Origin of the sequence: Massilia aquatica (assembly GCF_011682045.1) — a bacterium.
Lineage (GTDB): Bacteria > Pseudomonadota > Gammaproteobacteria > Burkholderiales > Burkholderiaceae_D > Telluria_A > Telluria_A aquatica.
Genome location: NZ_VVIW01000030.1, coordinates 74,046 through 86,765, shown reverse-complemented (window position 1 = coordinate 86,765; position 12,720 = coordinate 74,046). Strand labels below are relative to the sequence as shown.

The window sequence follows — 12,720 nt, the reverse complement described above, 5'->3', positions numbered from 1 at the left end:
ACATCGTCGGCTTCTACAACTGCAAACGCATCAATTCAGCATTGGGCAATCTGTCGCCCGCCGTCTACGAACGGAAAATGGCAGTACGCGAACCTATCGTGGTGTCCGAAATTACTTGACCACAGCACTCTGTTTCCCGGGTCTGCTGGCAAACTATCCTGTCCAGTTAGTCGATTTACTCATATGGGATGAATGGTCTGTGCCCGGCGGCATTGGCCCGCCGCCCGGTGGATCGATACGAGAATAGAATAATTTAGTACGTCCGTTCGCAAATCTGTTTGACGTGCCGAAAACGCCTGCGCGATGTAAAACATTGACACGACGGCGACGACGCCAGCAGGAGCCTTGTCAGGTGAACGCTTCGCCTCCAAAGCAGGCCGCCCAAAGCGCTGCATGCCGGTCATGCAATCGTCACATTATGTCGAGACCGCCGCGTTTATCGACTGAAAAGGTATCAAATGGTTTGCCAAAGCGAGGCGACGCGTCGCTCTCGTTATTCAAGAAAAACCGGATCCGTGGAAAATAATATGCCTATTGCATATGCGTTACAAATTAATGACAATTTTCCGCTTGATCTCCCTGCCCCACCATGACTAATCATTCGGCACCGGCCTCATATTCCTCCCTTGTCACCAAGCTTTCATATTTCCTTTCTTGACTTTCAATATTGCCTTATATAGAATTCGGCGCCATGATTAACTCGCACGTCGATAAAACGGCGCCATTCAAATAAGATAATACACTGTCAAAAAAATAATATTATGAAAAAAGATATTACCTTAAGAAAAGCCATTCCACGAGATGCCGCTCAGATCGTCGACCTCTACCAGAGCGTCTACCAAGGTGATTACAGTGATCCAATGATGTCGGAGACGGCGCGGCTGCGCGCTGCGCTCGGGCGGGATGACTATTACTGGATTGTGGCGTCCATCGATGACCGAATTGTTGGTTCCGTTGTCTATCAGCACACGCTCACTGGGTTGGCCAAGGTATTTGGCGCAGTCATTGAAAATGACTGCCGCGGACAGAATTTGACGGAACGGATGATGGAATTCGGCTATGCGCAATTGCGCGCCATCGCTCATGTCGAAGTCGTCTACGCCACAACCAGAACGGTTTCTTCGGCACCGCAAAAATTGACGGCGAATCTGGGCTACCGAAAACTGGGAATTTTTCCAAATGTTCACAAGACGAGTGGGTATGAAACGCATTGCCTTACTGCGTTATTTACGAAAAGCGCGCTCGATTCGCGCTTTACCGATTTTACCCTGCATCCACGCCTGCGTCCCCTGTTTGAAATAGTCCGGCGCGAATGCGGCTTGCCCGCGATTCCCGACGATTGGATTCCCCATACCAGCGCCGAAAATTTCTCGCGCGCACGCTCCGCGCTGGAACTCGAATTGATCCATGCACCGCGCCTGACCAAGCGCCGTTTTGACGAGGGCAAGAACACGCTGGTGGCGCAAGACCACCATACCTTTTTCCCGTTTCAAGAACCCAATCTGCTGATCAGCTCGGCCGATCAGGACGTGGAGGTTTTCTGTTATTTTTCAGAGACGGACAAACATTGCGTGTTGATCGGCATTCACGATTTGCGCAATGCAGGATTCGCCGATATCGTGGAAAAGGCATCGGTAATCTTGCAGGACCTGGGAGTGCGCTATATCGAATTCATTATTCGCGCCGATGAGTCGGAGAAAATAGAAAGCGCAATGCAAGCCGGTTTCATTCCCTGCGCCTATTTCCCCGCCATGCATTTGATTGGCGCGCAGCGCTATGATTTCGTCATATTCAGCCGATCTTATGAAATACTGAATTTCAGAAATATCCGCCTGGAAGGCATTAATCGCGAATATTTGAACCAGTATCTGCAACTCTGGAAAAAAAATTCGCTGGAGCCGGAACCGGCGTGCGCAGCGTGACAGGATTATCATGAAATTTTCAATAGCAGTATTCAAGGACCAGAATTCATCCCGGCTTTTCGTCGGGCAATTCATTTCACAAATCTGCGACAAGATGATGACCCTCGGCCTGGTCTGGGTTATTTCGCAGGAGCAATCCATACAAATGGTACCGTGGTTCCTGGCGATAGGCGCGCTTCCCCATCTGTTGCTGGCCAGCAGTGGGGGCAAGCTGGTGCAAAAAATCGGCGTCCTGAGGACACTGATACACACCGACGTATTAAGGGGCATCATCTTCTTGCTGGTCGGACTGTTGTGGCTCGCCTATTTCAAGCACCATTCGCTGACCACGCTATTTATCCTGACGTTTGTTTCAAATTTGCTTGGCGCGCTGTTCAATATCGCTGTCTTTACGTTGCCCGGGCTCATGCCAAAAAAGGAATTGGTCCCACAGTTGACCGCCATGGTCGATTCCTGCTTTTCCCTGGGGACGGTAGTCGGGCCAGCGATTTCCGCCCTGCTCTATCCCTGGCTTGGTTTGTCGGGTCTGCTTGTATTGAATGGGCTTAGCTATTTGCTGGCGGCAGGGCTGGAAGGGGGAATCCGGCTCGATCCTGCTGATCCGGAAACGGTCGAACCGGAGCCGGCGAATGCCGACATGGCGCCAGCGATACCCGGGCGGTCGATGTTTGCCGATCCCTTGATACGCTTCATGTTGTCGGCATTTTTCCTGATGAATCTTGCGCTGACACCCTTGATGGCCTTGCTCCCCTTGTTTGTCCAGACCCGATTCGCCGGCAATCTTGCCATGCTGGCCGCCTTCGAGGTGTCGATCGGCTTGGGGATGGTGGCGGGAAGTTTGTTGCTTTCGGTCGCGGAATTTCCGCTCAAAAGGGGCAAGCGGGCGATCGCCGGCTTGAGCGCCGTGTCCCTGCTCTACCTTTTCTTTGGCTTGAACCACAATCCCGTATTGGCTTGCCTGGCACTGGCTGGCCTGGGGCTGGCACTGGCCATCGTCAATGTGTCGCTATTGACGCTGTTTCAATCGCGGCCTGCGCCAGCCGATGTCCCCGTGGTCATGAGCTGGGTCAATACGATCAGTATTGGCGCCTTGCCGCTATCGATGTTGATGGTGGGAAGCTTGATTGAAAAAATCGATTTGACAAAAATGACGATATGTCTCGCGCTCGGGTTGTTGACGATATCACTGGCCACCGCATTTTATCGGGAATTTAGGGAAATATGAATATCAAGACTATGCACGCGGTCCAGGGCGTTTGCGAACAACGCCATCCCTTCGCTTCCTCCGCCGCGCAGGAATCGATGTTTGTCGATGCCATGAAGGAAAATATCAACTGGCACCGGGAGCAATCGCCATTTTATCGAAAATTGCTGGAAATGAAACAATTTGATGCCGCCACGCTGACGTCGATCGATGACCTGGCGAGCATCCCCTTTGTTCCGGCGACGTTTTTCAAGTCGCACGAACTTCTTTCGGTTGCGCGCGCTGACATCAAGCTGCACCTGACTTCTTCCGGAACGACCGGTCAAAAGTCGCAAGTCTCGTTTGATGCCTGGTCATTGAGCGCCGGGCAAAAGATGATCGACGCGGTCTTCGAGCACTTTGGCTGGAACACGCCGGATGTCAAGACCAACTATCTGCTGTATTCGTATGAAACCGCATCGGATTCGCGACTGGGAACGGCCCACACCGACAATTTCCTGTGCAAGTATGCACCCGTTGCATCGGCATTTTATGCTTTGCGCAGGACCGGCGCGCCAACCACGGCGACGGGCGGCGCGTCGCACGAGTTCGATGTTTTTGGTTGCATCGAAACGCTGCAACGCTACGCTGCGGAAGGTCTTCCGGTACGCATTTTCGGTTTCCCGGCATTTCTGTTTTTTACACTGAAGCGGATGCGCGAGCTGGGCTTGCCGCCGCTCAAACTCTCCCCCGATTCGCTGGTATTCCTCGGCGGTGGATGGAAAGGCAATGACGACCAGGCGATCGCCAAACACGATCTGTACGCCCGCATTCACGCGCAGCTTGGCATTCCCGACCTGCGTATCCGCGACAGTTTCGGCTCGGTCGAACATGCCGTCCCGTACGCGGAGTGCGCACACCACCAATTTCATGTTCCCGTCTGGTCGCAGGTGATCATCCGCGATGTGCGTACCCTGAAACCAAGGAAATTCGGTCAAGCGGGCTTTCTGCAATTTCTCACGCCCTACATCACCTCAGTGCCTGCCCAGAGTGTCTTGATGGGCGACATGGCGACACTGTATCCCGGCGAATCCTGTGCTTGCGGAAATGAGCGGCCGTATTTCGTCATTCACGGACGGGCTGGAACAAGCAAAAATAAAAGCTGCGCCATTGCGGCGGCTGAACTGTTGAGGCGGTAATCATGGAAAATATGAACAAGCAACACCTCTGGCAAGGCGAGTGGATCGGCGATCAAGAACTGGCCAGCAGGATCGGCGATCTGCCATCGTTGGTGGACCGGCAAATGGCGTGCGAACTCGATATCGAGACGGTGCTGGCGGCCGGGGATTTACTCGGGAAAAATATCAGGGAAAAATCGGCTATTTTTACCGAATTGAAGAACTGCTTGTCTGGCACCGATCAATTTACGCCGGACGAAATCGGTCTGGCCTTGCTTGAAATAGCCGATGTCTTGTGCCGTGCGAATCTGGAAAAGAAGCTGATCCGTGAACTCGGTTCCAGCAATCCCTTGCTCGCTTGCCGCACCCAATTCGACGATGCGATCTTCGAAGCTTGGGCGCCGTTGGGTTTCCTGGTCCACATTTCACCGCAAAATGCCTTCACGGTCGGGCCGATGAGCGTGCTCGAAGGATTGCTTTCTGGAAATTTTAACTTTCTCAAGACCAGTCCGCAAGAGAGTTCCTTCCCCCAGATCTTGTTACATGCCTTGGGCAAGTGCGATCCGAGCGCCCAGCTTGAGAAATTCATCATCGTGGCGACAATTTCGTCGAAGCGAAAAGATCTGTTGGAGCCGGTATTTGCCGGGGCCGATGGCATTGCCGCCTGGGGCGGTGAGGAATCGATTCAATCGATACGCGCCATGGCCCCTGCCAGCGTGCGCATGGTCGAGTGGGGACACAAGATATCGTTGGCATTTCTTTCCATGGAAGCTGCCCAGGATCCCCATACGCTGAAACAACTCGCCATGGAATGCTGCCTGATGGAACAGCAAGCCTGTTCCAGTCCGCAATGTGTCTATCTCGACACGTCGGACTGGAATGAATTGCAGCGGTTTGGCGAGCGGCTTGCCGATGCCTTGACGCTGGTGGCGCACGAACTGCCACGCCAGTTGCCCGATACCGCCAGTGCCGGCGAAATTGCTTTGGTCAGCGAGTGTCACAGGCTTGAATCGTGCCTCGGCAATGCCCGCCTCATCGAAGCACCAGATGGCGGGTGGCGCATTTACATCGACGACCATGCGGCGCTGGCGGCATCGCCGCTGTACCGCAGCATCTGGGTCAAGCCCTTGCCGCGCACCGACATCATCCGGGTCTTGCGGCCCATGCGCAACTATCTGCAAACAGTGGCGATCTGTTGCAAACTCTCGGAAATTGATCCGCTGTCGCGCTCTTTTTTGCGTGCGGGTGCGATCCGTATCCGGCGCATTGGCGAAATGACGGGAGGATACCCCGGCGAGCCGCATGACGGTGTCTATGCGTTGCAACGCTATTGCCGCAGAGTGAGCTTGCAGTTGGCCCATGAAGCGCAGGGGATTTCCAATTTCGATGAGTTGAGAAAATTCCCTCCGCTGCAGTGGGACCCCGTTCCGGCCATTACCGCCAAGGAGCAGTTCCAGTCGGTGCCGGCCGATCCTGCACAAGCCCATCTTTTCTTCAAGTCGGGCGGTAGCACGGGCGAACCAAAACTGTCGACGTTCAGCTACCAGCAATACCATGAGCATATCCGGCTCGGTGCCGAGGGTTTGTACGCGGCGGGTTTTGATCCGCTCGGCGACCGGGCGATGAATCTGTTCTTTGGCGGGGGACTCTACGGTGGCTTCATCAGCTTTTTTTCGGCACTCGAACAGCTGGGCGCCATCCAGTTCCCCATGGCGGCCCATGGCGATACCCGCATGGTCGCCCAGGAAATCGTCAAGAACAAGGTGAATGTCTTGCTCGGCATGCCATCGTATATCCTGCAACTGTTTGAAAAGGAAGCTGACATTCTCTCCGCCTATCGGGGAGTCAAGAAGATCTATTATGGCGGAGAACATTTCAGTCCCGCCCAGCGAGATTATCTGCACAAGTCTTTCCAGGTCGATGTGATACGCTCGGCCGCCTATGGCAGCGTCGATATCGGTCCGATCGGCTTCCAGTGCGAACATAGCGATGGCGCCGTCCACCATCTTCAGCAACAGCTTCAATACCTCGAAATATTGAAAATGGATGAAGATCGAGCGGTGCAGGGCGAGGAAGTCGGCCGATTGGTTTTCACGCCGCGCACGTTGTCGGTCAATAAGCCATTGCGCTACGAAATCGGCGATGTCGGCCACTGGATCGCCGATCCGGATGGCATTTGCGCCTGCGGCAGGGCCGCGCCGCGCTTTCGACTGCTGGGACGGACCGGGGATATTTGCCGGATTGGTTCCACTTTCCTCAATTATCAGGAATTCATCCGTATCCTGGCGACGCACTTCGCCTATGCGGGCGAAGCGCAGCTGATCCTGGCGCAAGGCGAGATCAAGGAAAAGGTCATCTTGGTCATTTCCGATTCGGAGCGCTTGCCAGCGCTGCGTTGCCGGGAGATTTTCCTGGAAAACTACCTGGATTTGCAGGAAGCCGTGCTGACCGATGAAACGCTGCTGTTTGAAGTGCAAGCGGTGGCAATCGATGAATTCCACAGGACTGCGGGAAGCGGAAAACTGATTCGTGTGCTGGACCGGAGAGCGCGTTGATGAGCATGGAAATTAGCCGGAAAATACTTCCCTCACTGATCGCGTTTGCCCGGAAAAATTCGCCATTTTATGGCGATCTTTACCGCGCATTGCCGGAAACGATACACGCGATCGAACAGTTGCCCGTGTTGAGCCAGCAAGCGTTTTGGGAAGCCAACCGTCTGGAGGGTGGGCAATTGCTGACGGGGGCGATGCACGATGGCATCGTCTTGAAGAGTGGCGGGACCACCGGCAACCCCAAATTCTCGGTGTTCAGCCGGACTGACTGGAATGTGTTTGTCACAGCCTTTTCCCGCGGACTGGCGCTGGGAGGTCTGCAGGATGGCGACCGGGTCGCCAATCTGTTTTATGTCGGCGAGTTGTATGGATCGTTCTTGTTTACCCACAAGGCACTCGAAGAGTGCCCCAAGCGGGTCATGCAACTCCCGATTGCGGGCGCCACGACACCCGGCGATATCTATCGCTTTATCACGGAATTGAAGGCCACGGTCTTGGCCGGCGTGCCGACCACAATGATGAGTCTGGTAGATCACATTGACAAGGTGGGGCGCGATCCAGCCGCGTCGACGGTCAGATTGATCCTGTTTGCCGGCGAAGCCATGTATCCCGATCAGCGCGCCAGGTTGGAAGCATGCTTTCCAGGCGTCGAGATCCGCTCCATCGGTTATGCGAGCACGGATGCCGGATTGCTGGGATTCGCCGATCTTTCATGCGGCCCCAATGAATTTCGCTGCTACGATGATGATGCGCTGTTCGAAATTATCGATGAAGAAACGGGCTCGCCCATCGTCGCGCCAGGCATCGAAGGGCTGGCCGTGGTTACGGCCCTGCGCCGCCATTTGATGCCGATCCTGCGCTATCCGGTCGGTGACAGGGCCAGCTGGGTCGATGCCCATGGTACGGCGCATCGCAAGTTTCTGTTACGGGGGCGTTCCGATGAATCGGCCAGAGTCGGCCCGGTCACGCTGTATCCGGAAGATGTAAGGTCGGTACTGGCGTCGTTTCCGGCTTGCCAGGGCGCCTGCGATTTTCAACTGCTGACCATTCATCGTGAGGGAAAAGATGGGTTGATACTGCGGATCGGCAATCGCAATGCCGATCCGGCGCTCAGCGCGCAGATCATCGCTGCTATTTACGAGCATCGCCCCATGTATGCTCAATTGCTGGCGCAAGGCAAGATCCTGCCCATCGACATAGAATGGGTGGATGCGACAGCGCTGGAAATCAATCCCCGCTCGGGAAAGCTCAAGCGCGTGATCGATCGTCGCTTTGCCTGAGTTCACGTAGAGGGAAGCACTGATTAATTCGCCCGATCCCGTTTCGGTCTGGCCTGTGATCTGAGACAATACCAACAAGCACTGATGTGCGTTTGCTTGCGGATAATCAGAAACCCGGCATTTGCTCACGCTGGCCGAGCGTATTCTGTTGCGTGCAAGGCAAACTGCGCCTTGCCGATTGCCGGTGCGCGAGCACGAGGCAGCGCTGCGCCAGCCTTTGCGCCAGCCTAGGGTCTCAGGTCACCAGCTCATTGACCCACCCAAACGCTTCCATCTCGATCTCGCGCATGGCGCTCGCGCTCAAGCCCAGCGTCTTGAGCGCACGCGCCAGCTCCGTGCCGCGCTTGGGATTGTCGACCAGCTCGACCACCTTGAGCATTTCGCCCAGCACGCCCTCGCGCTCGAGCAAGGCGGCGCGCACGTCGTCGGCCACCACCACGGTGTTGAGAATATCGCGCATCGACATCGAAAACAGCGCATCCATCAGCGACATGATGCCCACCGTAAATCCGGCCTCGGCGCTGACGCGCCGCTCGGGCGGCACTTTCTGCGTCATCAGCTCCATCAGCTTGCCGCGCGTGGTGGCCATCTGCAGCAGCGGCGAATTGAGTTCGACCGCCGCCCCCGGCTTGGCGTACAGCAAAATCTGCAGCCAGCGCTGCAATTGCTGGCGCCCCAGCACGTACAGCGCCTCGGTCAGCGAGTCGATGCGCCCGCGCGCACCGGCCGCCGGGGTATTGACCAGGCGCAGCAGGTTCAGGCTGATCAGGGCGTCGCGCTTGACCGCGCGTTCGATCTCGGCATTGTCGGCATCGGAATTGATCAGGTCGAGGAGGCGCAGGATCACCAGTTCCGACGGCGCAATCTTCTTGCCGCTGAGGATGGCCGGACGCGCGAAATAATAACCCTGGAAATATTCGAAGCCGAGCGCCATGCACATCTCGAATTCCTCGACCGTCTCGACCTTTTCGGCCAGCAGCTTCTTGTTGCGCCCGTTCAGCGCCGCCACCAGTTTCGGCAGATCGTCCGCCGCCACCGCCTGCACATCGACCTTGATGATGTCGACCAGGTCGACCAGCTTGCGCACGTCGTCGGACTCTTCCACCACATCGTCGAGCGCGAAGGTGAAGCCGAAACCCTTGAGCTCGGCCACGCGGGCGACCAGTGCCGGCGTGGCCCTGACGGTTTCCAGAATTTCCAGGATCACCTTGTCGTGCGGCAGGAAGCGCACGAAGTCGCTCATCAGGACGATATCGTCGACATTCACGAACGCCAGGCGCTCGCCCACCACCTTGGCCATGCCGAGCTGGGACGCGTGCGAAATCACGGCCGCCGTGGCGGCGGCGTGATCGGTCACATTGGCATCGCCGCCATTGGCACTGCGAAATAAGAGTTCAAAGGCAACCAGTCGCTGGTTACGTCCGAGAATCGGCTGGCGCGCGAGAAAGAAATCGTCGGACGGCAGCGCCAGCTCGGCCACGGTGTCAATAGGCATGGGAAATCCGGAAAACAGGAGCGCCAACAACGGCGCCTCCTGCGATGACTATACTACGTATACGACGGCGGGAATCTTAAGGACGGCGCGGGCCGCTGTTGCGTGGACCGGTCGGACGGGCGCTCTTGCCCGCCGTGCCAGCGTCGGCAGGACGCGCACTCTTGCGCGTGACGCCGGCTTCGGTGGGGCGGGCGCTCTTGCCGGCCGCGGCGGCGGCAATGCTGGACCGCTTGGCCACCGGTGCGCGCGGGGCGCCAGCGGCCGCGCCGGGGGTGCCGGCCGGCGCTTGTCCGGGCAGGCGCAGGCTGCCGGTGCCGGCGGTCGGGCTGGCCTTACGGGCGTTACCGACCGGCATGCGGGCAGCGCCATTGGCGCCGGTGCGGGCGGCGGCCGTGCCGGTCACCTGGGTGCCTTTTTCGATCACGTAGGTGGCGTCGGCATTCTTGCCCAGCACTTGCACCAGGTAAGGCATCACCTGGCGCAGGGTCGGCTCGAGCGTGAACGGCGGATTGAGAATGAACATGCCGCTGCTGTGCAGGCCGAAACCATCCGGACCCGGGGTGGTGATGGTCAGGGTGACGTTGAGCCAGTCCTTGGCCGCCAGGCGCTTGAGCTTGTCGGCGAACTGGCGCGATTCCATGCGTTGCAGCACCGGATACCAGATAGCGTAGATGCCCGACGGGAAGCGCACCAGCGCGTCGTCGAGCGCATCGCGCACCTTGCGGTAATCCTGCTTGTCTTCGTAGGGCGGGTCGATCAGCACCAGCGCGCGGCGCGAAGGCGGCGGTAGCAGGGTCTTGAGGGCGTGGAAACCGTCGCCGCGTTCGATCAGCACGCGCCGTCCGCGCGCGCTCGGGCGCTCGCCCTGGGCGGCGGCGTGCTCCGCCACCTTGCGGAAATTGTCGGCCAGGATCTTGCTGTCGGCCGGATGCAGTTCGAACAGGCGCAGGCGGTCTTGCTCACGCATGACCTTGTCGGCGCAGTACGGCGAACCCGGGTAGTAGCGCATCTTGCCGCTCGGGTTGAGTTCCTTGATCAGCTTGACGTACTCGGCCAGCGGCTTGGGCAGGTCGGTGCGCTCCCACAAGGGGCCGATGCCGGTTTCGTACTCGGCGTTCTTGGACGCGTAGCCGCCATCGAGCGCATACACGCCGGCACCGGAGTGGGTGTCGATATAGGTGTAGGCCGTGTCTTTCTGATTCATGTACTCATGCAGTTGAATCTGCACGAAATGCTTCAGGACGTCGGCGTGATTACCCGCGTGAAAGGCGTGGCGGTAGCTCAACATAACGTGGGAATTCCATAAAAAAAGGGGATCTGAGACGCCATTATCCTCTATAAAGGCGGTTCCGACGCAAAAAGCGCGTAAATGCACAACGCCCTCCCCCTTGCCGGCGCGCCGCGAAAGGCGCACGGACAAGGGGGAAGGCGCTGTGCGTTTCCACCCGTGGGGCGCGCGACGGTGCTTGTCCGCACCGTCGCGCTGGCGGCGCTCCTTCTGGAAGCGCCGCGGATCAATAGCTTTTAGGCTACTTTCTTTTCGTCGAAGAATTGTTCATCTTCGGTCGAACCATGCAGCGCGGTGGTCGAGCTCTGGTTCTGCTGAATGGTCTGGGTCACGGCATCGAAGTAGCCGGTACCGACTTCGCGCTGGTGCTTGACGGCCGTGAAGCCCTTGTCGGCGGCGGCGAATTCGGCTTCCTGCAGCTCGACGAAGGCCGACATCTGGCGCCGCGCATAGCCGTGCGCGAGGTTGAACATGCCGTAGTTCAGCGCGTGGAAGCCGGCCAGGGTGATGAACTGGAACTTGTAACCCATGGCGCCCAGCTCTTTCTGGAACTTGGCAATGGTGGCGTCGTCCAGGTTCTTTTTCCAGTTGAACGATGGCGAGCAGTTGTAAGCGAGCATCTTGCCCGGGAACTTGGCGTGCACGGCATCGGCGAACTGCTTGGCGAAGGCCAGGTCCGGCTTGCCGGTTTCGCACCAGACCAGATCGGCGAACGGGGCGTAGGCGATGGCGCGCGAAATGGCTTGCTCGATGCCCGGACGGACTTTATAGAAGCCTTCCACGGTGCGCTCGCCGGTGCAGAATTCGCGGTCGTTGTCGTCCACGTCGGAAGTCAACAGGTCGGCCGCTTCGGCGTCGGTACGGGCGATCACCAGGGTCGAGGTGCCCATCACGTCGGCCGCCAGGCGCGCCGCGGTCAGCTTTTCGACCGCTTCGCGGGTCGGCACCAGCACTTTGCCGCCCATGTGGCCGCATTTCTTGACCGAGGCCAGCTGATCTTCGAAGTGAACGCCGGCGGCGCCCGCGTCGATCATCGACTTCATCAGTTCATAGGCGTTCAGCACGCCGCCGAAACCGGCTTCGGCGTCGGCGATGATCGGTGCGAAGTAGTCGATGTCATCCTTGCCTTCGGACCATTGGATCTGGTCGGCGCGCTGGAAGGTGTTGTTGATGCGGCGCACCACCAGCGGCACCGAGTTGGCCGGGTACAGTGATTGGTCGGGATACATTTCACCAGCGACGTTGGCGTCGCCTGCGACTTGCCAGCCGGACAGGTAGATGGCTTTCAAGCCGGCCTTGACCTGCTGCATGGCCTGGTTGCCGGTCATGGCGCCGAGCGCGTTGACGAACGGCTCGTTGTTGACCAGGTCCCACAGTTTTTCCGCGCCGCGCTTGGCCAAGGTGTGCTCGATCTTCAGCGAGCCGCGCAGGCGCACCACGTCCGCTGCGGTGTAGTTACGTACAACACCTTTCCAGCGCGGGTTGGTGTCCCAATCTTTTTGCAGTTCTGCTACTTGCTGTTCACGAGTTGCCATGGTGTTCTCCTAATTGAAAAGCCGTTTAAGAAATGAAATGCCTTGAACAAATGATAGACCGTTTTGCGCGCTGCAACAACACTCTTATATAAGACATATAACTAAAATTTTATTTATAAAAATCAATGGCTTGAAATTCATTTTCCATGATACGAAATGGGATTTCTCTAAATGGGAGAGCGTGGCGGTGCAGATGCACCATGGTATTTCGCATTGTGAAATGCCGTCCGCGCCTGATGAAATCCGGCACCGTTTTCGCGCGCGCGAGGGCGATCGGCGGCGACGAC

The 12,720-nt window shown here is 57.5% G+C and carries 8 protein-coding genes; 5 read left to right on the top strand and 3 right to left on the bottom strand.

Features of this window, described 5'->3' with window-relative positions:
• Positions 1-761 precede the first annotated feature (761 nt).
• The 5 genes from F1609_RS30115 to F1609_RS30095 are packed head-to-tail and all read left to right on the top strand — an operon-like array spanning position 762 to position 8,115.
• Positions 762-1,922: a GNAT family N-acetyltransferase gene (locus tag F1609_RS30115; protein ID WP_167080955.1), complete on the top strand. Its 1,161-nt coding sequence runs from the start codon at positions 762-764 to the stop codon at positions 1,920-1,922.
• 10 nt (positions 1,923-1,932) lie between these two features.
• Entirely contained in the window at positions 1,933-3,147 is a 1,215-nt protein-coding gene (locus F1609_RS30110) for an MFS transporter (RefSeq protein ID WP_167080954.1), read from the top strand.
• Positions 3,144-4,304, top strand: a complete 1,161-nt coding sequence (locus tag F1609_RS30105; protein ID WP_167080952.1) for a LuxE/PaaK family acyltransferase — start codon at positions 3,144-3,146, stop codon at positions 4,302-4,304. Before F1609_RS30110 ends, F1609_RS30105 begins: the two co-directional genes overlap by 4 nt.
• Positions 4,305-4,306: 2 nt before the next feature.
• On the top strand, positions 4,307-6,838 hold the full coding sequence (locus tag F1609_RS30100; protein WP_167080951.1) for an acyl-CoA reductase: 2,532 nt from the start codon (positions 4,307-4,309) through the stop codon (positions 6,836-6,838).
• Positions 6,838-8,115 carry a phenylacetate--CoA ligase family protein gene (locus tag F1609_RS30095; protein WP_167080950.1) on the top strand — a complete coding sequence of 426 codons (1,278 nt, stop codon included), beginning with the start codon at positions 6,838-6,840 and terminating at the stop codon, positions 8,113-8,115. The genes F1609_RS30100 and F1609_RS30095 overlap by 1 nt, the downstream gene beginning before the upstream one ends.
• Positions 8,116-8,350: 235 nt before the next feature.
• Here F1609_RS30095 and F1609_RS30090 read toward each other — a convergent pair whose 3' ends face one another.
• From F1609_RS30090 to aceA, 3 genes are all read right to left on the bottom strand, one after another.
• Positions 8,351-9,610 carry an EAL and HDOD domain-containing protein gene (locus tag F1609_RS30090; RefSeq protein WP_167080948.1) on the bottom strand — a complete coding sequence of 420 codons (1,260 nt, stop codon included), beginning with the start codon at positions 9,608-9,610 and terminating at the stop codon, positions 8,351-8,353.
• Positions 9,611-9,686: 76 nt separating this feature from the next.
• Positions 9,687-10,898, bottom strand: a complete 1,212-nt coding sequence (locus F1609_RS30085; RefSeq protein ID WP_167080947.1) for a 23S rRNA (adenine(2030)-N(6))-methyltransferase RlmJ — start codon at positions 10,896-10,898, stop codon at positions 9,687-9,689.
• 236 nt (positions 10,899-11,134) lie between these two features.
• Complete coding sequence (aceA, locus tag F1609_RS30080; protein WP_099877013.1) at positions 11,135-12,433, bottom strand: isocitrate lyase; 1,299 nt, start codon at positions 12,431-12,433, stop codon at positions 11,135-11,137.
• Between the last annotated feature and the right edge of the window lie 287 nt (positions 12,434-12,720).

Bases quoted from the DNA above. Each gene is read 5' to 3' on its own strand.
- F1609_RS30105 (WP_167080952.1), top strand. From the start codon at position 3,144: ATGAATATCAAGACTATGCACGCGGTCCAGGGCGTTTGCGAACAACGC.
- F1609_RS30090 (WP_167080948.1), bottom strand. From the start codon at position 9,610: ATGCCTATTGACACCGTGGCCGAGCTGGCGCTGCCGTCCGACGATTTC.
- F1609_RS30110 (WP_167080954.1), top strand. From the start codon at position 1,933: ATGAAATTTTCAATAGCAGTATTCAAGGACCAGAATTCATCCCGGCTT.
- F1609_RS30115 (WP_167080955.1), top strand. From the start codon at position 762: ATGAAAAAAGATATTACCTTAAGAAAAGCCATTCCACGAGATGCCGCT.
- aceA (WP_099877013.1), bottom strand. From the start codon at position 12,433: ATGGCAACTCGTGAACAGCAAGTAGCAGAACTGCAAAAAGATTGGGAC.
- F1609_RS30085 (WP_167080947.1), bottom strand. From the start codon at position 10,898: ATGTTGAGCTACCGCCACGCCTTTCACGCGGGTAATCACGCCGACGTC.
- F1609_RS30100 (WP_167080951.1), top strand. From the start codon at position 4,307: ATGGAAAATATGAACAAGCAACACCTCTGGCAAGGCGAGTGGATCGGC.
- F1609_RS30095 (WP_167080950.1), top strand. From the start codon at position 6,838: ATGAGCATGGAAATTAGCCGGAAAATACTTCCCTCACTGATCGCGTTT.